This is a genomic window from Micromonospora sp. NPDC048843, assembly GCF_040649965.1.
GTDB lineage: Bacteria > Actinomycetota > Actinomycetes > Mycobacteriales > Micromonosporaceae > Micromonospora > Micromonospora hortensis.
In genome coordinates this window covers 33,097-57,080 of sequence record NZ_JBEZGJ010000011.1, presented here as the reverse complement: position 1 = coordinate 57,080, position 23,984 = coordinate 33,097, and the positions used below count along the sequence as shown (strand labels likewise).

Genomic DNA, 23,984 nt, shown 5'->3' with positions numbered 1-23,984 from the left:
GCGCCGATCGACGTCGATCCGAGCCGTCGACTCGGCAGGGGTCATCGCGCCCACACGGATTGGACAAGAACGGCTACTCTCGGTGTTCCGCAGGCCCTTCCGGTAGCGAGGTCGCCCATGAACTCACGCAGTTCGCAGTCCCGGCTCCGCTCGATCGCCTCGACGCTGGCGGTCGCTCTCACCCTCGTACTCGCCGCCGCGGCCGGTTGCGACAGCCGGAAGGAACCGGAACTGCCCTCAGTGCAGGAGAAGATGCGCGAGACGCACATCTACGGTCAGTCGAAGCTCCGCATCGGTGTCGCCACCAACGAGCCGCTGATGGGTGAGTTGCGAAACGGCCAGCACGTCGGGTTCGACGTCGAGATCGCCCGCTACGTCGCGGCCTCCCTCGGCTACGAGGGGGATCAGCGGCTGGAGTTCGTATCGGTGGCCACCGAGGACCGGATCCCGTCGCTGCAAGGTGGCACCGTCGACCTGGTGGTGTCCAGCTTCTCCATGACCGAGGACCGTAAGCAGTTGGTCAGCTTCGCCGGGCCGTACTTCGTCACCACGCAGGAGGTGATGGTGCCGGTTCGGCTCAAGGACAAGGTCCGCACCATCGAGGATCTGCGCGACCCGGCGTACAAGGTGTGCACCAGCGGCGGCTCCACCACCGAGGCCGAGTTGGAGAAGCACCAGGTCAAGACGTTCGTGGTCAAGGACGTCGGCGACTGCGTCGATGGCATCCGCAAGGGCCGGTACGACGCGGTCAGCTCCGACGAGTCGATCCTCGCCGGTTTCCTGGCCAGCTTCCCCAAGGAGTTCGAGATCGTGGACATGCCGTTCGGCACCAGCGAGTTGCTGGGCATCGGCGTGCCGATCGGTGATCCCGCGCTGCGCGACCTGGTCGCGTTCTTCCTGCAGAAGAGCTACGTGCAGGGCCGCGACGGCGACGCCAGCCCCTGGCAGACCGCGTACAACCGGACCCTGGGCCCCTGGCTGAAGGCCGAGAAGCGCCAGCCGCAGCCGCTGGAGGTACCGAAGCTCGTCGACTTCGACGACAAGGCGCCCGCGAAGTGAGCGCGGCACCGACCGCCACCAGCGGCGACGGGCCGGTCCCGCCACCCCGCACGTCAGTGCCCGGCAGCGACGCCGCGCCGGCAGTCGACGGTACGGCCGCAGCACCTCCGGCCGTCGATCGTTCAGCGGCCGGCGCAGGAGGTGACGTCGTCTGGCCGGCCGGAGTGCCGGTCGCCGAACCGGCCGAGCCGGTCGTCGCCGCGGTCGAGCCGGGGCGGGTCCGCTGGGATCCGGCGGAGCGGCGCGCCCGCGCCAGTCAGTCGTTCTGGACCGCAGTGGTGGGCGTACCGGCGATCTTCTCGGTGCTCCGCCTCGGCGTGGAGGCCGGCGGGGAGCTCCAGACCACGCTGCTGCTGGTGGCCAACGTCGGGACGGTCAACCTGCTCGCCGGTTTCCTGACCACGGCGGCCCGGCTGCTCTCCACCGGGCTGGTCGCCGTCTTCGCGCTCGGCGCGGTACTGGCCGTCAGCGCGGATCGACTTCCGCCGGGCACCCGTCGCCGCCCGCTCTTCGCCCGCTGGGCCGACATCACCCCCGCCTGGGTGGTGCTTGCCAGCTTCCTCCTCGCCCTGATCACCTGGCCGTTGCTCTATCTGCCGTTGCTGTTGCCGGCGTTCGTGGCCGCGTTCCAACTGCGCCCGGGGCGGCTGCACGAGCGGGTGGTGCCCAGGCTGCTGCTGATCGGCGCGCTGCTCGCCGGCTACGGCTGGCTGATGCTGCCCACGATGCGCGAAGCGATGCGGCAGGGCGACGAGTGGCTGGCGCTGGTGCTCATCGTGGTACCTCCGCTGCTGGCCCTGTTCATCGCGGGGCCGCTGCCGGGCATGGTGATCCGACCGCTGGCGTCGGTGACCGAGGTGGCGGTGCTCGCCACCCTGATCTGGGCCGCCGTGCCGGTGATCACCACGCCGGTGTTGCCGCTGACAGTCACCACAGTGGGCCCGGAGAGTGGGCCCACCGAGGACGTACGCGGGCACGTGGTCACCACCGACGACGTCAACATGGTGATCCTTCAGGAGAAGGGCGGCGTCCGGTACGTCCCGGTCGGTCTGGTCCGCGCCCAGGTGCTCTGCCCGAGCGAGGAGGAACTGCCCCGCCACCAACTGCGCATTCACGATTTCCACGTCGAGGATTCGCTGTTGGAGGGCATGGGCCGTCGGGTCCGCCCGGTCCACCGCATCGACGCCGCCTGCCGTACCCCGGCCTGACGCCCATCCGACGAGCGCAGCGGCTACCGTTCCCGGCGGTTGGCCCGCACGAGCGCGACGGTGGCCAGTGGCACGCTGACTGCCGCGGCGGCCGCGACGCCGGCGAGCAGGTAGGCGACGCGGTGGTTCTGCGGGGCGCGGCGATCGGCCACCTCCGCCTCCGGGTCCTGCGGGTCGTAGACGATCGGGAGTTCGTCGCCCACATTCGGAGCAGCACCGGGCGGCTCGTCGCCCTGACCGACAAGCGTCTGCGCACGCCGCCCGTCCGGGGTCTCGAACTCGACGTGGATGCGACCCTTGTTGACCTTGACGACCTGGGCGGTGGCCTCCACCCCTCGGTCCTGCAGCGCCTGGTCATTGGTCCACACCGTCCAGGCGGCGATGGCGAAGCCGATGACGACAACGAGGCCGAGCCCGGCGAACAGTGGTGCCGGCGGGCGACGCGTTCGCAGCAGATCCATGCCGCTCCACATCTCCGGCGGGGCGGGCCGGTAAACACGACGCGAATTGCGGTGAGACGCGCTGCCGTATATACAGTCGGACGGTATATGCTGCGGCGATGGCGAAGGCTTCCATGCAAGAGTCCACCTATCTGATCCTCACCGCACTCGTCGAGGCTCCACGGCACGGTTACGCCGTCCTCGAGGAGGTCCGCCAGATCTCCGATGGGCGGGTCGACCTGCGCGCCGGCACCCTCTATGCGGCCCTCGACCGGCTGCGGACCGAGGGCCTCATCGACATCGAGCGCGAGGAGCAGGTGCAGTCCAGGTTGCGCCGCTACTACCGACTCACGGCGTCGGGGGCGCAACGACTCGCCGAGGAGTCGGCGCGTCTGCGGAGCAACGCCGACGCGGCGAGCGTGCGACTGCGCCGCGCCGGTCTCATCGTCGACGGGGGTGCGGCATGACGTTGGAACACGGTTACCGGTGGCTGCTGGCCTGTTATCCCGGCGCCTACCGTCGGCAGTACGAGGACGAGCTGATCGGGGTGCTGCTGGACGACGCGTCACCGGGCCAGCGCAGGCCGGCGGCGCGGGACGTGCTCGCCCTGCTCGGCGGGGCGTTGCACGCGCATGTCCGCCAGGCTGGTGCGCGATTCTCGGGCGATGCGTGGCGGGAGGCGGCGCAGGCGCTCGGCCTGATCGCCGCGTTGATGTTGTTCGTGCGGGATGCGCGCGTTCCGGTGCTGCACCTCGCCATGTTCGCGGACGGCTATCCCGAGGGGTTGGGAGAACCGTTCGTCCTCTGGCCGGTCGGTTTCGTGGCGCTGCTGTGGCTCACCGTGGCGGTGTCGGCCGTGTTCGGGTGGGGCCGAGCGGCAGCCGCGATCGCCGTCTGTTGCGCGGCGTTCGAGGTGGTGCGGGTCGCCGAGGATTACGGGCAATATTCCACTGTGCGCAATCTCTGGCCCGCAGTGCTCGCCGCGATGGTTCCGCTGGTGCTCGCCGTCCGTGCTCCCCGTTCCGCCGCGGCTTCCCTCGCGCGCTGGCGACTCGGCACGCTGACGGCGGCGACGCTAATCAGCGTCGGTGCTCCGAGCATCGCCCAGGTGACTGGTGCTGATGACGCGACGACTCCCGTTTACGGCACGTGGATCTTCACCGTCGGCGTCGGCCGGATCGAGGCGATCCTGCTGACGGCGGGATACCTGCTCTTCGCCCTTGCCATCCTGTCGACGCCAGCGGTGTTGCGGCGGCGCCTGCTCGCACTTGTGGTTCCGGTGGGCGTCACGCTGCTGCTCACCCGGGTGGGGTTCAGCGCCACTGGGACGTTCCTGGGGCGTTCCACCCACGACGGTGTGCTCGCTGCGCTCACGCCCGCGCAGTGGCTGGTGTTGGTGCTGACGCCCACGCTGTTCTTCGGGTTGGCAGTGGCGATCCTGCACCGCCGGGAGCGGCCGGGCAGACAAGGAGCGTGAGGAGGCCGCGCCACGCAGCCTGAGCAGAGGATCGACTCGGTTTTCAGGAAGTCGGGGGGTCCTTGGCCCTCGGACCCCCCGACTTCAAGGAAACCGAGTCGATCTTGCAGGCAGGCAGGCAGGCGGGGCGGGCGTCAGTACGACTTGTCCTGGCCGAGGACGTGTTGGGCAACGAAGTTGAGGATCATCTCGCGGCTGACCGGGGCGATCCGGCCGGCCCGGACCGCGCCGAGCAGGGTCGCCACCCCGTACTCGGTGGTCATGCCGGCCCCGCCGAGCACCTGCACTGCGGTGTCCACGGCGAGCGCGGCGGCCTCCCCGGACGCGTACTTGGCCATGTTGCCGGCCACTCCGGCCTCCAGGTCGCGGCCGGCGTCGTACAGGGTGGCCGCCTTCTGAATCATGAGGCGGGCCAGCTCCACCTGCACCGCCGCGTGGGCCAGCGGATGCGACACCCCCTGGTGTGAGCCGATGCTCCGACCACCCCAGACCTTGCGGGTGGCCGTGTACTCGCTGGCCCGCTCGATGGCGTACCGGCCGGTGCCGGCACCCATCGCGGCCACCGTGATCCGCTCCGGGTTGAGCCCGGCGAAGAGCGCCGGCAGCCCGGCGTCCAGCGACTCACCGAGCAGCGCGTCGGCGGGCACCCGCACGTCGTCCAGGTAGAGCAGGAACTGGTTCTCCGGGGACACGATCTCCATGTCCAGCTTGGACCTGGTCAGCCCGGCCGCGTCGGTCGGAACCAGGAACAGTGCCGGCTTCAGCTTGCCGGTGGAGGAATCCTCGGTGCGGGCCACCACCAGCACGTGACCGGCCTCGTCGACGCCGGAGATGTAGCACTTGCGGCCGTTGAGCAGCCAGCCGTCGCCGTCGCGGCGAGCCACGGTGCCGAGCCTGTGGAAGTTGGAACCGGCCTCCGGCTCGGTGATCGCGAAGACGATCTTCTGGGAGCCGTCGGCGAGGCCCGGCAGGTGCCGCTTGCGCTGTTCCTCGGTGCCGTGCCGACTGAGCACCGTCGCCGCGATGGCGGGGGAGACCACCAGCAGCAGCAACGGGCAACCCGCCGCCGCCAACTCCTCGCAGACGATGGCCAGCTCGGTGATGCCGCCGCCTCCGCCGCCGTACTCGGTGGGGATGTTGACCCCCAGGTAGCCGAGCCGCCCGGCCTCCGCCCACAGTTCGGTGGTGTGTTCGCCGGCCCTCGCCTTCTCGACGAAGTAGGAGTGGCCGTACCGGCGGCCCAACGCCCGCACGGCGTCGCGCAGCTGATCCTGCTCGGGGGTGAGATCGAAGGTCATCGGGGGTCCTTTTCGTCGACAACGGCCAACACGGCGCCCGTCTGCACCTGACCGCCGGTCGGCACCGGCAGCTCGGCGACCACGCCATCGATCGGGGCGAGCACGGGATGTTCCAGCTTCATCGCTTCCAGCGTGAGCAGCAGATCGCCGGCCGTGACCCGCTGGCCTACCTGGACGTGCACCCGGGTCACCACGCCGGGCAGTGGCGCGAGTAGCGACCCGGCCGCCACCGCCGCGGTGGGCAGCGGGAGACGCGGCAGCTCGGCCAGGCTCGCCGCCCCGTCCGGGCCGTCCACGAAGACAGCGGACCCCACCCGGTGTACGCGGTACGCGCGCCGAACTCCGTCGACGTCGAGCACCACCCGGTCCGGGGTGACCTCGACCAGCGCCACGGCAGGTGCCGTCGGCCGCTCGGCGGACTCCTCGGCCGCAGAGGTGCTGGACCAGTCGGCGAGCCGGCCGGCCCGGTCCAACCGGTAGCGGATCTCGATCTCGTCGCCGTCCGGCCCGACGAAGCGGCTGACCTGCGGGACTGCGGGCACGTTGCGCCAACCGGAGGGGAGCCCGCCCAGCACCGGCGCGGTCGCCCGGCGGTGCGCGGCGCCCGCCAGCGCGGCGGCGAGGGCGGTGAGTGGGACCTGGTTGGCGGGGAGGAGCGGGGCGAAGACCTCCGGGTGCTGGTCCAGGAAACCCGTGTCGATCTCCACGGCGGCGAACGCGGGGCTGCGCAGCACCCGGACCAGCAGGTCCCGGTTGGTGGTCACCCCATGCAACTCGGACCGGGCCAGAGCGCCGGCCAGCAGCCGGGTCGCCTCCGCGCGGGTACGACCCCAGGCGATCACCTTCGCGAGCATCGAGTCGTAGTGCACCCCGACCACCGAACCGGCCACCACACCCGAGTCGAGCCGCAGACCCGGCCCGGCCAGCCCACCGAACTCGGCCGCCACCGCGCCGACGCTGAACCGGTACAGGGTCCCGGTGGCCGGCCGCCAACCCGCCGCCGCGTCCTCGGCGCAGAGGCGTACCTCGATCGCGTGTCCGGTGCTCTCCGGCAGGGTCGCCGGCAGCGGCTCGCCCTCGGCGACGAGCAGTTGTAGGCCCACCAGGTCCAGCCCGGTGCACAACTCGGTAACCGGATGCTCCACCTGAAGTCGGGTGTTCATCTCCAGGAAGAAGAACTCACCGCCCGGGGCGAGCAGAAACTCCACAGTCCCCGCGCCCAGGTAGTCGACAGCGCGCCCGGCGGCCACCGCCGCCTCGTGCAACGCCGTCCGCACCCGCTCGGACACGACCGCCGGCGCCTCCTCGACGATCTTTTGGTGGCGCCGCTGGATCGAGCACTCCCGGTCACCGAAGGCCACCACTCGGCCGTGGGCGTCACCGAAGATCTGCACCTCGACGTGCCGGCCGCGCTCGACGTACCGCTCGATGAACACGGTGCCGTCGCCGAACGCGGCAGCCGCCTCGCGGCGCGCGGAGGCGACCGCCTCGGCCAGTTCGTCGGCGGTCCGGACGATCCGCATGCCCCGGCCACCGCCGCCAGCGGACGCCTTCACCAGCACCGGAAAGTCAGTGATCTCGTCGGTGTCGGTCCAGCTCGGCAGCATCGGCACGCCCGCCTCGGCGAGCAGTGCCTTCGCCGCGAGCTTGTCGCCCATCGCGGCGATCACCTTGGCCGGCGGGCCGACCCAGGTCAGTCCCGCGTCGGTCACCGCCGCCGCGAACTCGGCGTTCTCGGCGAGGAACCCGTAGCCGGGGTGGACGGCGTCCGCGCCGCTGCGGCGGGCCGCGTCCAGGATCAGGTCGACCCGCAGGTATGTCTCGGCCGGTGAACTCCCCGGCAGGCGTACGGCCTGGTCGGCCTCGGCCACGAACGGCGCGTCGGCGTCGGCGTCCGAGTGCACGGCGACGGTCTGCACGCCCACTGCGCGGCAGGTGGCGAAGACCCGACGGGCGATCTCGCCCCGGTTGGCCACGAGCAGTCTGTTGATCATGGTGCCCTGAGCCTGCCTTTCGTTCGCGACTGCGGGACTCCGCTTCGCTGCGTTCCTCGCGCTCACGGTGCCTGCCTTTTGTTCGCGACTGCGGGACTCCGCTTCGCTGCGTTCCTCGCGCTCACGGTCTACATCCGGAAGACGCCGAAACCGTCGGCGCCCTTCACCGGTCCGTTGTGGATCGCCGATAGGCAGAGCCCGAGGACGGTCCGGGTGTCCCGGGGGTCGATCACCCCGTCGTCGTAGAGCCGGCCGGAGAGGAAGAGCGCGCCGGACTGCGACTCGATCTGCTGCTCGACCATCAAACGCATCGCCGCGTCGGAGTCCTCGTCGTAGTCGCGCCCCCGTGCGGCGGCCGCCTGCCGGGCCACGATCGACAGCACCCCCGCGAGCTGAGCCGGGCCCATCACCGCCGATTTCGCGTTCGGCCAGGTGAACAGGAACCTCGGCTCGTACGCCCGGCCGCACATGCCGTAGTTGCCCGCCCCGTAGGAGGCGCCCAGGTTCACCGTCAGGTGCGGCACCGTCGAGTTCGACACCGCGTTGATCATCAGGGCGCCGTGCTTGATGATGCCGCGCTGCTCGTACTCGGTGCCCACCATGTAGCCGGTGGTGTTCTGCAAGAAGATCAACGGGGTGTTCGAGGCGTTGGCGAGCTGGATGAACTGGGCCGCCTTCTGCGCCTCAGCGCTGAACAGCACCCCTCGGGCGTTCGCCAGCACCCCCACCGGGTAACCGTGCAGCTCACCCCAACCGGTGACCAGCGCGTCCCCGTACGCCGGCTTGAACTCGTCGAAGTCGCTGCCGTCCAGGATCCGGGCCAGCACCTCCCGCGGGTCGAACGGCACCTTCAGGTCGGCGCTGGTGATGCCGAGCAACTCCTCCGGGTCGTACTTCGGTGGCTGCGGCACCGCCGTCCGCGGCGACGGGCCCTGCTTGCGCCAGTTCAGTCGGCGGACGCACTGCCGGGCCAGCCGAATGCCGTCCCGCTCGTCGGCGGCCAGGTAGTCGGCGAGCCCGGACGTGCCGGCGTGCATCGCCGCGCCACCCAGCGACTCGTCGTCGGTGACCTCGCCGGTCGCCATCTTCACCAGCGGCGGACCGGCCAGGTAGACCTGTGACCGGTCCCGAATCATGATCACGTGGTCGGACATCCCCGGCACGTACGCGCCACCGGCCGTGGCGTTGCCGAAGACCACGCTGACAGTGGGGATGCCGGCCGCCGAGAGCCGGGTGAGGTCACGGAACACCCGACCACCGGGGATGAAGATCTCCGCCTGGGTGGGCAGGTCCGCCCCGGCCGACTCCACCAGATTGACCATGGGCAGCCGGTTGGCCAGGGCGATCTCGCCAGCCCGCCGGGTCTTGGCGAGGGACCACGGGTTGACAGCGCCGCCGCGTACCGTCGGGTCGTTGGCGACGATCAGGCACTCCACGCCCTCGACCACCCCGATGCCGGTGACCACGCTGGCCCCGACCGGGAAGTCCGAGCCGTACGCGGCGACCGGCGACAACTCCAGGAAGGGGCTGTCGGCGTCCACCAGCAGCTCGATCCGCTCCCGGGGGAGCAGCTTGCCGCGCGCGTGGTGTCGGGTCACGTACTTGTCGCCACCACCCGCCCGCGCCTGGTCCAGCGCGGCGTCCAACTCGGTCAACCGCTCCAGCAACGCCGCTCGGTTCGCCAGGTACGAGGGCGCGGACGGGTCGACTGCGCTGTCCAGTGTGGTCACCGTGCCTCCTTCGTTCGCGACTGCGGGGCTCGCAGACCCGGCTCACTCCTCGCGCTCACAGGCCCATGCCTTTCGCGATGATCTCGTTCATGATCTCGGTGGTGCCGCCACCGATGCCGAGGATCCGCGCGTCGCGGTAGTGCCGCTCCACCTCGGCGTCGCGCAGGTAGCCGAACCCGCCGTGCAACTGCAACGCCTGGTCGACGACGTGGTCGCAGGCGGCCACCGCCACGTTCTTCGCCATCGCCACCTCGGTCACCACCGGCTCGCCAGCCGCCACCCGACCCGCGACCCCGTGCACGTACGACCGGGCCGCCTCGGCCCGGGTGTGCATCTCGGCCAACCGGTGCCGGATGAGCTGCCGGCTGGCCAGCGGACGCCCGAACGTCTCCCGGTCCCGGCACCAGCGCACCGCCAACTCGACGCAGCGCTGCGCTGTCGCGTACGCCTGGGTCGCCAGCGACAGCCGTTCCGCCGCGAAGTGCTGCATGATCGCCAGGAAGCCGGTGTTCTCCGCGCCGATCCGGTTGGCGACCGGCACCCGCACGTCCGCGAAGGACAGCTCGGCGGTGTCCGAGCAGTGCCAGCCCAGCTTCTCCAACCGGCGTCCCACCGTGAACCCGGGCGACCTCTTGTCGACGACCAACAGGGTGAGTTCACCGCTGCCGGGGAAGTCGGTGCACACCGCGGTGGTCACGAAGTCGGCCCGGTGTCCGCTGGTGATGTACGTCTTCGACCCGTTCACCACGTAATGGTCGCCGTCACGGCGGGCGGTCGTGCGGATGCCGGCCACGTCCGAACCGCCGTCCGGCTCGGTGATGGCCAGCGCGCCGATCATCGTGCCGGCCAGCGTGGGCCGCACGTACCGCTCGATCAGGCTGTCGTCGGCCGTGGACGAGACGCCACCGAGCCGGCCGCCCAGCGAGCCACCGGTGCGGGCACCGGCCGCCGCGACCATGTGCGGCAACGCGATCCCGTGCGTGAACAGGGCCGCCACCAGCCCGGACGAGCCACCGGAGCGGATCAGCTCCTCGGTCACGATGATCGAGTCGAGCAGGTCACCGCCGCTGCCACCGACGGACTCCGGGAAGCCGATGCCGAGCAGACCGAGCTTCGCGGCGGTCGCGTGCAGCGCCCGAGGCACTTCGCCGGCCCGCTCCCAGTCGTCCAGGTGCGGCAACACCTCCCGGGTCACGAACGCCCGGGTCAGCTCGCGTAGTTGCCGGCGCTCCGGAGTGTCCACGATGCTCATCGGGATACCCCCGTCGCAAGGTCGGCCGGCAGGTCGACGATCCGGGCGCGCAGCAGCTCGCCGAGTGCCTTGGCCTGCGGGTCGAACCGGGTGGACGCGGCCACCCCGGCGCCGAGCAGGCCCTCGATCACGAAGTTGACGGCGCGCAGGTTCGGCAACTCGTAGCGCCGCACCGACAGCGGAGCGGTCTCGGGCACCAGCTCGGCCAGCCGTTCGACTGTCAACCAGGTCCGCAGCCACGCGTACCCGGCGTCGGAACGCGCCCAGACACCGAGGTTGGCGTCCCCGCCCTTGTCCCCGGATCGTGCGCCGACCACCTCGCCGAGCGCCCCGCGCCGGGTAGGGCCGTCGACCGCCGGGTCACCACCCGGGGCCGACTCGTCCGGCGAGGTGGGGGCGGTGCGGATCGGCGGAGCGATCGGCACCCGCTCGCCACCGGGTAGCACCGCCACGTGCGCCACCGCGCCCTGCGGCACGGCGTCGGCGGTGAAGACGCCGTACGGTGTCGCGTCACCGGGCACCGTGGTCAGCGTGCAGCCCGGGTACGAGGCCAGGGCCAACTCCACAGCGGCGGCCGAGAACGCCCGCCCGGCCCGCGCCTTGTCGCCGTCGCGCAGGTGTACGTGAAGCAGGGCGCTGGCCGCCTCGGTGTCGACGGCGTCCGGATGGTCGGTCCGGGCCAGCGTGAACTCCAGCCCGTCCTTGCCCACCGCCTCCTCGACCTGCCCCCGGACCAGTGCCGCCTTCGCCTCGACGTTCAGCCCGCAGAGGACGAACGTCATCGAGTTGCGGAAGCCGCCGAGGTTGTTGACGCCCACCTTCAGCGTGGCCGGCGGCGGTGTGCCCCGTACGCCGAAGATCCGGACTCGGTCCGCCCCGTCGGGGTGCAGCGTCACAGTGTCCAGTCGGGTGACCACGTCCGGCCCAAGGTACGCAAGCCCACCGATCTCGTAGAGCAGTTGGGCGGTGACCGTCTCCACTGTGACCGCGCCGCCGGTGCCCGGATGCTTGGTGACCACCGAGGAGCCGTCGCTGTGCACCTCGACGATCGGGAACCCGGGCCGGTGGCCGCCGTCGGGCAGCTCGGTGAAGAAGCTGAAGTTACCGCCGGTGACCTGCGCGCCGCACTCGACGAGGTGCCCCGCGACGGTGGCCCCGGCCAGCTCGTCGAGGTCGTCGCGGCCCCACCCGTACCGGGCGATGGCCGGGCCGACCACCAGCGACGCGTCGGTGACCCGGCCGGTGACCACCACGTCCGCGCCAGCGTCGAGGCAGGCGGCGATCCCGAACGCGCCGAGGTAGGCGTTGGCGCTCAACGCGTCCGGTCGCTGGATGGTGTCGCCCTCGACGTACCCGACCCGTGTCGGCAGGCCGAGCCGGTCGGCGAGCTTCTCGATGGCGGCGGCCAGGCCGGCCGGGTTCAGCCCGCCGGCGTTCGTCACGATCCGCACCCCCCGGTCGAGGGCGGTGCCGAGGCAGGTCTCCAGTTGCCGCAGGAACGTCTTCGCGTAGCCCAGGTCGGGGTCGCGCAGGCGGTCCCGGGCAAGGATCAGCATGGTCAACTCAGCGAGGTAGTCGCCGGTAAGCACGTCCAGCTCACCACCGTCGAGCATCTCCCGCCAGGCGGTGAAGCGGTCGCCGTAGAAGCCGGAGGCGTTGCCGATGCGGATCATGCCCGTACCCCGATCCCGCCGGCCGGCTGCCGGCCATCACCCGGCGGCCCGGCGAAGGCCTGCGCCACGTCGAGCCACTCGTCGGCGACCGCCCCGGTGGCGACCAGAGCGAGGTCCGCGCGGTGTCGGCGCTGGGTGACCAGCAGGCAGAAGTCCCGAGCCGGGCCGGCGACCCGGTCGGCGGCGTCCGTCGGACCCCAGCTCCAGGCCTCCCCGCCGGGCCCGACCAGCTCGACCCGGACCGGCGCCGTCGGTGCCTCCCGGCCGTGCGCGGCGAAGCCGTGTCCGAGGGTACGCACGCCCAGGTGCGCCACGTGCCGGAGTCGGTCGCTGTCGGGGCGGATCACGCCGAGGGCGTCGGCCACGTCCGCGCCGTGCGCCCAGGTCTCCATGATCCGGGCGGTGGCCATCGAGGTGGCCGACATCCGGGTGCCGTACCACGGCAGTCTGCCACCGGCCGGAACGGCAGCCAGTGCGTCGACGAGCGCGGTTCGCCCGGCCCGCCAATGGGTCAGCAGCTCGGCTGGCGGGGCGAGGAACTCCTCGGCGCCGACGTCGACGAGTCGGGTCACGTCCGGAGCGGCGGTGACCGTCGCGTAGAACGCCTCGGGATCGGTCGCGGCCAACAGCGCGACGTGGTCGGTCCAGGCGAGGTGGGCGATCTGATGCCCAATGCTCCAGCCCGGCGCGGGGGTCGGCCTCGCCCAGTCGGCCACGGGCAGGGGCGCCACCAGGGCGTCCAGCTGGGCGGACTCGTCGGCCAGGTCCGTGAGCAGGTCGCTGAGGTCGACCATGGTGCCTCCGGTCGGTGGTGGCCGGTGCGGCCGGCGGTCAGGGCGTGAGCAGGGTGGCGAGCTGGCGCTTCCAGGTGGTCAACAGGGCGGCCCGGCGGGCGGAGTCGTCGCTGAGCAGGTTGGCCACCCCGAGCCCACGGAGCAGATCGAGCGTGGCCTGCACCGCTTCGCGGACACCGGGTCTCCGCTCGTCGACACCGAGCAGGGCGACGGTGAGCCGGTGCATCTCCCGCCCGACCGTCGCCTCCAGCGGCACCAGGGCGTCACGCAGCTCCCGATCGGTGCGGGCGGCGACCCAGAGCTCCAGCGCGGCTACGAACAGCGGCCCGGTGAAGGCCACGGCGAGCAGGTCGACAACCCGGTCCAACCGCTGCGGGCCGGCCGGCAGCGCCTCGGCCTCGGTACGCAACTCGTCGGCCCGGCGCTCGGCCAGATGGGCCACGGCGGCCGTCACCAGCGCCGCCTTCGTCGGGTAGTGATGCAGCTGTGCCCCGCGCGAAACACCGGCCCGCGCCGCGACGACTGTGGTCGTGGTGCCGGACCAACCGTGCTCGATCAGGCAGTCGACTGTCGCCTCCAGCAGCCGGGCCTGGGTGGCGCGGCTGCGTTCCTGCTGAGGGACACGCGTCGATGAGGTGGGCACGGAGACAGCCTGCTGCCTACGAAACAAACAGTCAAGACTGACTTTTTCTGAGCTGGTGACGCTCCGGTGGCTCGCGGTGGGGTGAGGCGGGGCGGGGCGGGAGGTCGGCATGGGTGGCTCGTCGCGCTATGGAGCTGATGTCACAAACGAATCGCCCGTCGACCGTGCCCGTCGACGTCGTCCGACCGTGCCCGTCGACCTCGTTCGAGCATCGGCCTGCCGATCACCTACGGCTGATGCCGCAAACGATTCAGCTCCAAAGGCTCCCAGAGTGGCATTCCGCCGTCCGTCCGTCCGCCGTCCGTCCGTCCGCCGTCCGTCCGTCCGCCGTCCGTCCGCCGTCCGTCCGCCGCCCGGCTCAGTGCCTGCTCAGCGGCCGTCGCGGGGGCCGAAGGCGGTCAGCGCGTCGACGTCGCTGTGCTGGGAGCGCAGGTACTCGTCGGCCCAGGCGGCGGCGTCGGGGAAGGTCGACTCGGCCGCCACCCGGGCGCAGGCCGCGTCCACGTCGAAGGCGGTGCGGCGCAGTTGGACGCCTGGCCCGAGCAGCGCCCACCACGCGCCCGCGCCCCCGTACGGCATGCCGATGCTGCCCGGGTTGACCACCAGACGCCGGTCGACCAGCCGGGTGAACGGCATGTGTGTGTGGCCGCAGACCACCGTGGAGACCTCGGCGGGGAGACCGTCGAACACCTCCACCCAGCGCGCCATCCGGGAGTCGACGAGCACCACCTCCTCGTCGTCGCGGGGCGTGGCGTGACAGAACAGCGTCGGCCCGAGGCCGTCGATCTCCAGCGTCGCCGTCGCCGGCAGCCCGGCGAGCCGGGCCACCTGGTCGTCGCGCAACTGCCCGGCGGCCCAGTTCGACACCTCGATCGACGCAGGGCGGCCGGACCGGGCCTCGACCAGCTCGCGGTCGGCATTGCCGCCGACCCAGCACACCCGGTCGCCCAGGCCGGCGAGCACGTCCAGCACCTCGACCGGTTGCGGGCCCGCGGCGATGTCACCGGTGAGCACGATCAGATCGGCGGTGGCGACGTCCGGCTCGGCCAGTACGGCCTCCAGCGCCGGCAGGACACCATGGATGTCGGAGAGCACCGCTACTCGGTTCACCATGCGCCCCACCCTCACCGGGGGCCCCGCCTCCAGGCCAGCGATTCTGCGTCAGGCAGACGGCAAACGTCCCCGCCTACCGTCGGTGACGGCGGGCGGGGACGTCGGGTGCTGCTCAGACGCGGGCGCGACGGGCCAGGCGCTCCGGGTCCAGGATGATGATGCTCTTGCCGTCCAACCGCAGCCAGCCACGCGAGGCGAAGTCGGCAAGCGCCTTGTTGACGGTCTCCCGGGAGGCGCCGACGAGCTGGGCGATCTCCTCCTGGGTGAGGTCGTGGGTCACCCGCAGAACGCCGCCGTCGCGGGTGCCGAAGCGGCCCGCCATCTGGAGCAGGTTCTTGGCGACCCGGCCCGGCACATCCGTGAAGATCAGGTCGGCGAGCGAGTCGTTGGTCCGGCGCAGCCGCCGGGCGAGCACCCGGAGCAACTGCTCGGCGATCTCCGGGCGGTTGTTGAGCCACGGCCGCAGCGCCTGCTTACGCAGCCGCACCAGCCGGGTGTCGGTCACCGCGGTGGCGGTCGCCGTGCGCGGACCCGGGTCGAAGAGCGACAGCTCACCGACCATGTCCGACGGCCCCATCACCGCGATGAGATTCTGCCGGCCGTCCGCTGCGCGGCGACCAACCTTGATCTTCCCGGACAGCAGGATGTAGAGGCTGTCACCGGGCTCGCCCTCATTGAAAACGATCTCGCCCTTGCGGACCTCGATCGTCTCCATCTCCTTGGCAAGCGCCTCGGCAGCTTCCGGGTCAACACCCTGGAAGATCCCGCTGCGGGCCAGTACCTCGTCCATTGCGCACCTCCGGTTGCGCGTGCCGTCCGTCGGCCGGGGCCGCCGTCCGCTGATCCCCTCGCGCGCCGCCAAGTCTAGGCGCACGTGAGCATGAATCAGAGGTCGCCCCTGGAATCTTGATCGGTGGGCGTAACCTGCCCGACGTGCTGAGCGAGCCGACTCTGACCAGCCGCGCCGAGGACGGGCGGCGCGTCCCGCTGCTCGTCTGGCGCGCGGACGTGCCTCTGCGGGCGGTCAGCAGTGCCCCGCTGGGCGGTGGCATCGGGGTCCGGCGGTGGGTGTTGAACGCGACGGTACCGATGTCGTACGACCGGGAGGACCCTGCGGCCCACCTGGCCTCGCTCGCCGCCGAGCTTGCTCTCGACGGGCCCGGGATCGGTCTGCTGACCGGCGTCGATGTGACAGAGGTGATGGGGCGAACCGACGCCGGGGTGCGGGCCTGGGCGACGGTCGGGCTCGGCACGCCGGTGCCCGCTGCCGCTCCGGCGCCGGCCGCGCTCACCGAACGCGTCGGCACTGTCAACATCGTGGTGTACGTGCCGGCCCGGCTCGCCGACTCGGCGCTGGTCAACGCGGTGGCCACGGCGACCGAGGCGAAGACCCAGGCGATCGCCGAGCTGGGGGTGCCGGGGACCGGCACGCCCACCGACGCGGTCACAGTGCTCTGCCCGGTGGACGGGCCGGAGGCCGCGTACGGCGGGCCGCGCTCCACCTGGGGCGCTCCGCTCGCCCGAGCGGTGCACGCGGCGGTGCTCGCCGGGGGTTCCCGGCCGGTCGTGCCGTGGTCCGACCAGCTCAGCGGCGCAAAGTCCAACCGATCGGCTGTCGTCGGCGCGTTTGACGACCGGTAGGGTCGCGGGCGATGTATGCTCCCGCCCCCCTCGCGTCCCGCCCGCGCCGCCGCCGCCTCGCCCTCGCCCTCGCCCTCGCCGCGCTGCTGGCTGCCCTCCTCGTGGCCGGCTGTGCCGACTCCGGTGGTGAGGCACCCGTCTGGCAGCCCGGCGCTGGAGGTGGTGGCACCGGCGCGCCGGTCTCCACGGCTGGCCCGAAGGCCACCGCGCCCGCATCGTCAGGTCAGGGTGGCGCGATCTCGCTCTCGGCCACCGGCGACATCATCATGGGCAACGCGCCCAGCCGGCTGCCCGCCGCCGGCGGCAAGGGCTTCTTCAACTCGGTCACCGAGGCGCTCAAGGCCGACCTGGTGATGGGCAACCTGGAAGAGCCGCTGACCGTCGACACCGGCACCGGCAAGTGCGGGGCGAACTCCACCCGCTGCTTCCAGTTCCGCGCCCCGCCGGAGTACGCCGCCCACCTGCGCGACGCCGGCTTCGACGTGCTCAACCAGGCCAACAACCATGGCTACGACTACGGGCCCAAGGGCTACGAGAACACCCAGAAGGCCCTGAAGAAGTACGACCTGGAGCACACCGGCGCACCGAACGAGATCACGGTGGTCGACGTCAAGGGCGTCAAGGTCGCCGTCGCCGGCTTCTCGTCGTACGTCTGGTCCAACAGCCTCGTCGACATCGACAAGGCCAAGGCGGTGGTCGCCAAGGCCGCCACCATGGCCGACCTGGTAGTGGTGCAGGTGCACATGGGTGGCGAGGGCGCCGACAAGACCCGGGTGAAGCCGGGCACCGAGATGTTCCTCGGCGAGAACCGGGGCGACCCGGTGAAGTTCTCGCACGCCATGATCGACGCCGGCGCCGACCTGATCGTCGGGCACGGCCCGCACGTGCTGCGCGGGATGGAGTTCTACAACGGGCGCCTGATCGCGTACAGCCTTGGCAACTTCGCCGGCGGCGGCAACTCGCTGAGCAACGCCGGCCGCCTCGGCTGGGGCGGGGTGCTGAAGGTGTCGCTCAAGCCGGACGGCAGTTGGGCCGGCGGCTCGTTCACCTCGACGTACATGAACTCCGCCGGGAAGCCGACCATGGACCCGGACGACCGGGGCCTGGGCCTGGTCACCGAGTTGAGCCGCGCCGACTTCCCGAAGGGCGGCGCTCGCCTCGACGGGCAGGGAAAGATCTCGGCACCGACCGCTGGCTGACCCGACGAGGAGCGTCCGGGGTGCGACGTAGGCTGACCGTCGTGACCAGTAGCCCTCCCGGTGCCAGCGAGACCGATCTCGGGCGCAAACGCCGTGCCCGCAAGATCGGCCGGGTGCTGGCCGAGACGCATCCCGACGCGCATTGTGAGCTGGACCACTCCAACGCTCTGGAGCTGGCCGTCGCCACGATCCTGTCCGCGCAGTGCACGGACAAGAAGGTCAACGAGGTCACCCCGAAGCTCTTCGCCCGCTACCCGAGCGCTGCCGCGTACGCCGGCGCCGACCGGGGCGAGATGGAGGAGCTGATCCGGCCCACCGGCTTCTACCGCAACAAGACCGACTCACTGCTCAAGCTCGGTCAGGCCCTCCTCGACCGGTACGACGGCGCGGTCCCGGGCCGGCTCGTCGACCTGGTGACGCTCCCCGGCATCGGCCGCAAGACCGCCAACGTGATCCTGGGCAACGCCTTCGACGTCCCGGGAATCACTGTCGACACGCACTTCCAGCGGCTGGTCCACCGGTGGCGGCTGACCACCGAGACCGACCCGGTCAAGATCGAGCACGCGATCGGCGCGCTGTACGACAAGCGCGATTGGACCATGCTCTCGCACCGGATCATCTTCCACGGGCGACGGGTCTGCCACGCCCGCAAGCCGGCCTGCGGCGCCTGCACGCTCGCGAAGCTCTGCCCTTCGTACGGTACCGGCCCGACCGAGCCGGCGGCCGCCGCCAAGCTGCTCAAGGGCCCTCGGGCGCGCGACCTCGCGGTGGCTGCCGGAGTCGACCCGGAGTTGGTGCCGGCGCAGGCGATCGCGGCGGAGGTGCCGTGAACCGCCGACTCGCCCTCGCCGTCCTGCCGCTGCTGCTGGTCGTCACCGGTTGCACCAGCGGCCCCACCGACGACGAGCCAGCTCCCCGTCCGGCCGCGGCTGAGCGACCGTCCCCGTTCCGGGACTGCACAACGCTGAGCACGGCACCCACCGCCGCGCCGCCCGGCGCCGGCACGGCGGCCCCCGCAACGGCGACTCCCGCGTCGCCCGGCTCGGGGCCGACGGCCTCCGGCACGACGGCCCGCGCCGCTGGCGGGTCGGCGCTGCCCGAGCTGACGCTCTCCTGCTTCACCGGCGGTGCCCCCGTCGTGCTGCGGGAGGTGGCCGGGCCGGCGGTGATCAACGTGTGGGCTTCCTGGTGCCCGCCGTGCCGTAAGGAGCTGCCCGCCTTCCAACGCCTCAGCGAGCGGGCCGCCGGTCAGCTCCAGGTGGTCGGTGTCAACAGTCGGGACAGCCGGGGCGGCGCCCAGTCCATCGGTGAGGACTTCGGCGTCCGGTTCCCGATCCTGGTGGATCAGGGCGAGGCGCTACAGCGCGAGCTGAAGCGCAACGCCATTCCGCTGACCCTCTTCGTCGACGCCGACGGTCAGCTCCGGCACGTCGACGCCAGCGGTGCTCTCGACGACGCCAAGCTCGCCAAGCTGGTCCGCCAGCACCTCGGCCTGGCGGTGCCGGCGTGACCCGTCGGCCACCCGAGTGGATCGAGCCGTTGCTGACCCGGCTGGGCACCGCCCGCGCCGAGGACTTCACCAGGCTGACCACGCCGGCCGAGGGCGGTCGGGAGAGCGCCGTGCTGGTGCTGCTCGGCGAGCAGCCCGGCGCGGGTCCCGACGTGCTGGTCCTGCAACGCGCCGCCACCCTGCGCAACCACGCCGGCCAGCCCGCCTTTCCCGGGGGGGCGGCCGACCCGGAGGACGCCGACGTCCGCGCCACCGCCCTGCGCGAGGCGAACGAGGAGGTGGGCCTCGACCCGGGCAGCGTGACAGTGCTGGCCGAGCTGCCGAAACTGTGGATCCCGGTCAGCGACTTCGTGGTCACGCCGGTGCTGGCCTGGTGGCACGACCCGCACCCGGTGCACCCACGGGAGCCGGCCGAGGTGGCGCACGTCGCCCGCCTGCCGGTCAGCGAGTTGGTCGATCCGGCCAACCGACTGCGCGTCCGGCACCCGAGCGGCTGGATCGGGCCGGCGTTCTCGGCGCGCGGGATGCTCGTCTGGGGCTTCACCGCCGGGGTGCTCGCCACACTGCTCGAGATGGGCGGCTGGGCCCGTCCATGGCCGCGCGGCCGGGTGGTGGAGCTTCCGCCGACCGGGGCGACACCGGCCCCGTCCGCAGGCACCGACGAGGCAGACGAGAACGCCCTGCGCTGACCGCACGGTCACCATCCGCAAGCGATGGTCATCCGGTGGGCACACTGCCCGTACGCTTGACCCGTGTCCGTCGTGGATCTCGTCCTGCTGCTGCTCATGCTCGTGTTCGCGATCAGCGGATACCGCCAGGGTTTCGTCATCGGCGTCACGTCGTTGTCCGGCTTCTTCCTGGGTCTGCTGCTGGGTCTCCAGCTCGGGCCGCTGTTCGCCAGACAGTTCGTGGACGCCGGCACCCGTGTGCTGATCTCGCTGGTGGCCATCTTCGGGCTGGCGGTGGTCGGGCAGGCACTCGCCGGTTGGCTCGGCTCGCACCTGCGTAAGACGATCACCAGCGACGTGGGCAAACGGGCCGACGACGTCGGTGGCGCGCTCGTCTCGCTGTTCGCGGTGCTCCTGCTCGCCTGGCTGGTCGCCGTGCCGCTCGGCTCGTCCTCGGTGCCCTGGCTCGCCGCCTCGGTCCGCAACAGCGCGTTGATCACGGTGGTCAACCAGGTCCTGCCGGAGCAGGCCCACGAGCTGTCCACGGCGCTGGAGGACACCGTCGACACCGACGGGTTCCCGGACGTCTTCGGTGACCTCGCGCCCACCCGGGCCCGCCAGGTCGACCCGCCGGACCCGGCGCTGGCCGGCTCGCAGATCGTGGTCAGCGGTCAGCAGTCGGTCGTGAAGGTGCTCGGCTCCGCGCCCAGCTGCTCGCGCCGGATCGAGGGGTCCGGCTTCGTGTACGCCGACGACCGGGTGATGACAAACGCGCACGTGGTGGCCGGCACCCGTTCGGTAGCCGTGGAGCTGGGCGGCGAGCGGTACGACGGCAAGGTGGTGGTCTACGACCCGAACCGGGATCTCGCGGTGCTGCTCGTGCCCGGGCTGCCCGGGCCGTCCCTGCGGTTCGCCGCCGGCAACGCGGGCAGCGGCTCCGACGCCATCGTGCTGGGCTTCCCGCTCGACGGCCCGTACAACGCGCAGTCGGCGCGGGTCCGGGACGTCGACCGGATCAAGGGGCCGGACATCTACTCGTCCACCGAGGTGACCCGGGAGATCTACACGATCCGGGCGCTGGTGCGCAGCGGCAACTCGGGCGGCCCGCTGCTGTCCGCCAACGGCCTGGTGCTCGGCGTGATCTTCGCGGCGGCGTCCGACGACCCGAACACCGGCTTCGCCGTGACGGCGGCCGAGGCCCGCCCGGTGGCGTTGGCCGGTGCCGAACGCAACCGGCAGGTCGCCACCGGTGAGTGCACCTGAGCGTCGCTGCGGGGCCAGCTCAGCCCTGAGCCGGCAGGGCGCGACGCCTGACTGTCGGTAGCGTCGCCCGCCCCCACCGCAGGCCCCGGTCCAGCACCGCGCGGGCCATGATCGCGACGCACGTGCCGCCGTTGAGGAAGGACGCCACCACGTCGCTCGGGTGGTGCATCCCCCGGTACATCCGGGTCAGCGCCACGCCCAGCGGCACCATCAGCAGCAGTGTCCACCAGGTGACCTTCGCTCCGGTGCTTCGCGCCCGTAGCGCCAGCAGCACGGCGATGCCGACGTAGAGCGCCACCGACGCCGAGGTGTGCCCGGACGGAAAGCTCGACGTGGGTGGCGACACGTCCATGTGCTCCACCGCCGGTCGCTGTCGGTCGATCGCCAGCGTGGTCAGCAGGAACACCAGTGCCTGGGCGGTCACCGCCGCGCACAGGAACAGCGGCTCGCGCCAGCGCTTCAGCCAGAGCCGCAGCGTCAACGCCACCAGCACGGTGACCACGACGATCATCTGGGTGCTGGCCAGCGTGCTGAACACCAGCGAGACGTTGTTCCAGTCGCCGGTGCGGTCGGCGGCCAACTCGCGGTTCACCGCGTCCTCCACGGTGAACGGCCAGGTACTGGCGAACACCCGGGTGACCAGCACCCCGAGCAGCACCATGAGCCCGAGCAGGAGGGACACCGGCAGCAGCACCCGCCGGACGATCTGGACCACGGTCTCGGACATGGGTCGGCCAGTACCCGGCCGACCTCTCCGTCACTCCTCAGGCCGCTCCCGGGTGCCGCTCGACCTCGGGCGCGACGCCGTCGCGGGTCGGCCGGACCGGCCGCAGACCGGTGTGTGCCCGCCAACTGGTGAACGCGGCGGTGGTGGCCGCGACCACTGCCACACCCAGCAACCATCCACCCACCACGTCGCTCGTGAAGTGCACGCCCAGCGTCACCCTGCTCAGCCCGGTCACCACTGTGAGCAGGACCGCCGCCACCCAGAGCGCGGCCCGCGCCGCCCCGCGCCCGGCGTACGGCAGGAGCACCAGCAGCAGCACCCCGGCGGCCAGGGTGGCGTTCAGCGCGTGCCCGGAGGGGAACGAGTAGCCGGCGGCCCGGGCCACCGGGTCCAGCAACTCCGGCCGGTCCCGGCCGACCAGCAACTTGAGCAGCGGACCGACCAACCCGCCGACGACCATGGTGGTGGCCGCCCAGAGGGCCAGCCGGCGGGCTCCCCGGCGCAGCAGCCAGACCACCAGGAGCAGGGCGACGGCGCGCAGTGGCATCGGTGCGAACACCTCGGTCCAGACCCGCATCAGCACGACCCAGGCCGGGTGATCCTGGGCGTAGCCGTGCAGCGCGTCGGTGACCGCCGTGTCCAGCCGGTGCAGCGGTGCCCAGGCGCCGAGCACCAGCAGTGTGAGCAGCGCGAACGGCACCAGCACCAGGAACGCCGCAGTGGCGGCGAGAGTGAGTCGTAGACCCAGCGCGTGATCCCTGTCGAATCGGCGGTGTCGCCAGGACGGCTGGCCGGTGGGGGCGAGGGTGGGCGGCCGGTGCGTACTCATGCGTCCGTTCTACCCGGCCGGGCAGCCGGTCAGGCCTGCCGGTCGGCCTCGATCAACGAGTCCGCTGACGCAGCCGGCGCACCATCACTGCCGCACCACCGACCAGAGCGACGAGGAGCACGACAGTGGTCCACAGTTGCTTCGGAGCGGAGGTGTCCTGACCGCCCGCCGCCCGAGCCGTCCAGCGGCTCTGCTGACCGGACGCCGCGAGACCGAGTGGATCGGCACCGGCACCGGCCACCGGATCGTCGTCGACCGAGCCGGGCGCCGGACCGAAACCGGTCACGCCCGGCGACGTCTGGTCGTCCAGCGGGTTGGCGGTCACCGGCGGCACCTGAGCGGTCAACGCGGCCACCGGGTCGACCACCCCGTACCCGAAGCGGTCGTCCCGCCCGGTGGGGCCCAGGTCCCGGGCGGTGGCCAACAACCGGTTGACCACCTCACCGGCTGGCATCTGCGGATAGCGGGATCGGACCAGCGCGGCGGTCGCCGCCACCAGTGGCGCGGCGAAGCTGGTGCCCTGCACCCGCCAGTACCCGCTGGGAGGCTTGGCGCCGACCAGCCCGCTGGCGGGGGCGGTGAGCACCGTCGCCCGGCCGGTGATCGAGCCGGACCACATGTTGTCGCTGCTGCGTTCGAGACCGGAGACCGCGATCACGCCCGGCTCCCGCGCCGGATACCAGACCTTGGTGCTGGTGGAGGTGGCCAGGTTGCCGGTGCAGGCGATCACGACCACGTCCCGGACGAACGCGTAGTCCAGGGCGGCGGCCAGGGCCGGGCTGTCGCCGCTGCCGCCCAGCGACAGATTGATCACGCGGGCGCCGTTGTCGACCGCCCAGCGGACCCCCTGGGCGACGATCAGCGCGTCGTCGTACCGGTTCTCCTCATCGAGCACGCGGACCGGCAGGATCCGGGCGTCCGGTGCAAGGCCGACCACGCCCCGCTTGTCGTCGTTGCGCCCGGCGATCAGGCCGGCGACAGTGGTGCCGTGACCCACCGGATCCGGGCCCGGCGCACCACCGGGGCCGACCAGGTCCTTGCCGGGCAGCACCTGGCCAACCAGGTCGGGGTGGTTTCCGTCCACTCCGGAGTCGACCACCGCCACTGTCACGCCCCGGCCGGTCGAACTGCGCCACGCCGTCTCGGCCTGCAACTCGTCGAGCTGCCACTGCTCGTCGCGGACCTGGTCGGTGCGGGCGATGGCGTCACCGGGGGCGAACGCCATCGGCGCGCCGGCGAGCTGTCCACCGTTGGTGGGCGTGGCGACCGGCACGGCTGCCGCGGTCGGGGCCACGACGGCAAGCGCCGCGGCCACGCCGAGCAGCGCCCGGCCGGTCGCTCGTCGGGCCGCTGACGGACCGCTGTGCCGCACCCCAGTCACATACCCAGCCATTCATCCCGACGGAACCATGACGATCGGAGATTACCGGTTTCCCCACCCGTCACGGGAAGAACCGGCGAGTCAG

23 protein-coding genes are annotated in these 23,984 nt (G+C 71.9%); 10 read left to right on the top strand and 13 right to left on the bottom strand.

From position 1 onward, the window contains the following. Nucleotides 1-117 precede the first annotated feature (117 nt). On the top strand, nucleotides 118-1,059 hold the full coding sequence (locus AB0C20_RS04855) for a transporter substrate-binding domain-containing protein (protein WP_357183312.1): 942 nt from the start codon (nucleotides 118-120) through the stop codon (nucleotides 1,057-1,059). Next, the gene (locus tag AB0C20_RS04850; protein WP_357567375.1) at nucleotides 1,056-2,267 is read left to right on the top strand and encodes a hypothetical protein; all 1,212 of its coding nucleotides are present in this window, start codon (nucleotides 1,056-1,058) and stop codon (nucleotides 2,265-2,267) included. Before AB0C20_RS04855 ends, AB0C20_RS04850 begins: the two co-directional genes overlap by 4 nt. A 23-nt stretch (nucleotides 2,268-2,290) precedes the next feature. On the opposite strand, the gene AB0C20_RS04845 is transcribed toward AB0C20_RS04850, so the two are convergent. Next, nucleotides 2,291-2,728: a DUF3592 domain-containing protein gene (locus AB0C20_RS04845; protein ID WP_357567374.1), complete on the bottom strand. Its 438-nt coding sequence runs from the start codon at nucleotides 2,726-2,728 to the stop codon at nucleotides 2,291-2,293. A gap of 98 nt (nucleotides 2,729-2,826) precedes the next feature. Here AB0C20_RS04845 and AB0C20_RS04840 point away from each other — a divergent pair, with 98 nt between their 5' ends. Both AB0C20_RS04840 and AB0C20_RS04835 read left to right on the top strand, forming a co-directional pair. After that, a complete protein-coding gene (locus AB0C20_RS04840; RefSeq protein ID WP_357567373.1) occupies nucleotides 2,827-3,174 on the top strand; it encodes a PadR family transcriptional regulator in 348 nt (115 codons plus the stop codon). Beyond that, nucleotides 3,171-4,184 carry a hypothetical protein gene (locus AB0C20_RS04835; RefSeq protein WP_357567372.1) on the top strand — a complete coding sequence of 338 codons (1,014 nt, stop codon included), beginning with the start codon at nucleotides 3,171-3,173 and terminating at the stop codon, nucleotides 4,182-4,184. Before AB0C20_RS04840 ends, AB0C20_RS04835 begins: the two co-directional genes overlap by 4 nt. A 134-nt stretch (nucleotides 4,185-4,318) precedes the next feature. Here the strand turns inward: AB0C20_RS04835 and AB0C20_RS04830 are convergent, their stop codons facing one another. From AB0C20_RS04830 to AB0C20_RS04790, 9 genes are all read right to left on the bottom strand, one after another. Continuing rightward, nucleotides 4,319-5,482: an acyl-CoA dehydrogenase gene (locus tag AB0C20_RS04830; RefSeq protein ID WP_357183323.1), complete on the bottom strand. Its 1,164-nt coding sequence runs from the start codon at nucleotides 5,480-5,482 to the stop codon at nucleotides 4,319-4,321. Continuing rightward, nucleotides 5,479-7,476 carry a biotin carboxylase N-terminal domain-containing protein gene (locus tag AB0C20_RS04825; RefSeq protein WP_357567371.1) on the bottom strand — a complete coding sequence of 666 codons (1,998 nt, stop codon included), beginning with the start codon at nucleotides 7,474-7,476 and terminating at the stop codon, nucleotides 5,479-5,481. The genes AB0C20_RS04830 and AB0C20_RS04825 overlap by 4 nt, the downstream gene beginning before the upstream one ends. A gap of 128 nt (nucleotides 7,477-7,604) precedes the next feature. Next, nucleotides 7,605-9,206, bottom strand: a complete 1,602-nt coding sequence (locus tag AB0C20_RS04820; RefSeq protein ID WP_357567370.1) for a carboxyl transferase domain-containing protein — start codon at nucleotides 9,204-9,206, stop codon at nucleotides 7,605-7,607. Between the two features lie 55 nt (nucleotides 9,207-9,261). After that, complete coding sequence (locus AB0C20_RS04815) at nucleotides 9,262-10,458, bottom strand: acyl-CoA dehydrogenase family protein (protein ID WP_357567369.1); 1,197 nt, start codon at nucleotides 10,456-10,458, stop codon at nucleotides 9,262-9,264. Next, a complete protein-coding gene (locus AB0C20_RS04810; protein ID WP_357567368.1) occupies nucleotides 10,455-12,131 on the bottom strand; it encodes an acyclic terpene utilization AtuA family protein in 1,677 nt (558 codons plus the stop codon). Before AB0C20_RS04810 ends, AB0C20_RS04815 begins: the two co-directional genes overlap by 4 nt. Further along, entirely contained in the window at nucleotides 12,128-12,925 is a 798-nt protein-coding gene (locus AB0C20_RS04805) for a TIGR03084 family metal-binding protein (protein ID WP_357183336.1), read from the bottom strand. The genes AB0C20_RS04810 and AB0C20_RS04805 overlap by 4 nt, the downstream gene beginning before the upstream one ends. 37 nt (nucleotides 12,926-12,962) lie before the next feature. Continuing rightward, nucleotides 12,963-13,568, bottom strand: a complete 606-nt coding sequence (locus tag AB0C20_RS04800) for a TetR/AcrR family transcriptional regulator (protein WP_210780790.1) — start codon at nucleotides 13,566-13,568, stop codon at nucleotides 12,963-12,965. A 369-nt stretch (nucleotides 13,569-13,937) separates the two neighbouring features. After that, nucleotides 13,938-14,681: a metallophosphoesterase family protein gene (locus tag AB0C20_RS04795; RefSeq protein ID WP_238687058.1), complete on the bottom strand. Its 744-nt coding sequence runs from the start codon at nucleotides 14,679-14,681 to the stop codon at nucleotides 13,938-13,940. A gap of 112 nt (nucleotides 14,682-14,793) precedes the next feature. After that, nucleotides 14,794-15,471, bottom strand: a complete 678-nt coding sequence (locus AB0C20_RS04790; RefSeq protein ID WP_007466162.1) for a Crp/Fnr family transcriptional regulator — start codon at nucleotides 15,469-15,471, stop codon at nucleotides 14,794-14,796. 143 nt (nucleotides 15,472-15,614) lie between these two features. Between AB0C20_RS04790 and AB0C20_RS04785 the strand changes: the two genes are divergently transcribed. From AB0C20_RS04785 to AB0C20_RS04760, 6 genes are all read left to right on the top strand, one after another. Further along, a complete protein-coding gene (locus AB0C20_RS04785) occupies nucleotides 15,615-16,322 on the top strand; it encodes an adenosylcobinamide amidohydrolase (protein ID WP_357183340.1) in 708 nt (235 codons plus the stop codon). Between the two features lie 11 nt (nucleotides 16,323-16,333). Further along, nucleotides 16,334-17,521 carry a CapA family protein gene (locus AB0C20_RS04780; protein WP_357567367.1) on the top strand — a complete coding sequence of 396 codons (1,188 nt, stop codon included), beginning with the start codon at nucleotides 16,334-16,336 and terminating at the stop codon, nucleotides 17,519-17,521. Nucleotides 17,522-17,562: 41 nt separating this feature from the next. After that, nucleotides 17,563-18,351, top strand: coding sequence for an endonuclease III (gene nth / locus AB0C20_RS04775; protein ID WP_357183346.1), 789 nt, complete (start codon nucleotides 17,563-17,565; stop codon nucleotides 18,349-18,351). Continuing rightward, on the top strand, nucleotides 18,348-19,031 hold the full coding sequence (locus tag AB0C20_RS04770; RefSeq protein ID WP_357183349.1) for a TlpA disulfide reductase family protein: 684 nt from the start codon (nucleotides 18,348-18,350) through the stop codon (nucleotides 19,029-19,031). The genes nth and AB0C20_RS04770 overlap by 4 nt, the downstream gene beginning before the upstream one ends. Then, nucleotides 19,028-19,720, top strand: coding sequence for a CoA pyrophosphatase (locus tag AB0C20_RS04765; protein ID WP_357567366.1), 693 nt, complete (start codon nucleotides 19,028-19,030; stop codon nucleotides 19,718-19,720). Before AB0C20_RS04770 ends, AB0C20_RS04765 begins: the two co-directional genes overlap by 4 nt. 63 nt (nucleotides 19,721-19,783) lie before the next feature. Continuing rightward, a complete protein-coding gene (locus AB0C20_RS04760) occupies nucleotides 19,784-20,962 on the top strand; it encodes a MarP family serine protease (protein WP_357183354.1) in 1,179 nt (392 codons plus the stop codon). A 19-nt stretch (nucleotides 20,963-20,981) separates the two neighbouring features. Here the strand turns inward: AB0C20_RS04760 and AB0C20_RS04755 are convergent, their stop codons facing one another. The 3 genes from AB0C20_RS04755 to mycP are packed head-to-tail and all read right to left on the bottom strand — an operon-like array spanning nucleotide 20,982 to nucleotide 23,911. After that, nucleotides 20,982-21,689: a phosphatase PAP2 family protein gene (locus AB0C20_RS04755; protein WP_357183357.1), complete on the bottom strand. Its 708-nt coding sequence runs from the start codon at nucleotides 21,687-21,689 to the stop codon at nucleotides 20,982-20,984. Nucleotides 21,690-21,726: 37 nt separating this feature from the next. After that, nucleotides 21,727-22,518, bottom strand: a complete 792-nt coding sequence (locus AB0C20_RS04750; RefSeq protein ID WP_357183360.1) for a phosphatase PAP2 family protein — start codon at nucleotides 22,516-22,518, stop codon at nucleotides 21,727-21,729. 52 nt (nucleotides 22,519-22,570) lie between these two features. Then, complete coding sequence (mycP, locus tag AB0C20_RS04745; RefSeq protein WP_357183363.1) at nucleotides 22,571-23,911, bottom strand: type VII secretion-associated serine protease mycosin; 1,341 nt, start codon at nucleotides 23,909-23,911, stop codon at nucleotides 22,571-22,573. Nucleotides 23,912-23,984 lie beyond the last annotated feature (73 nt).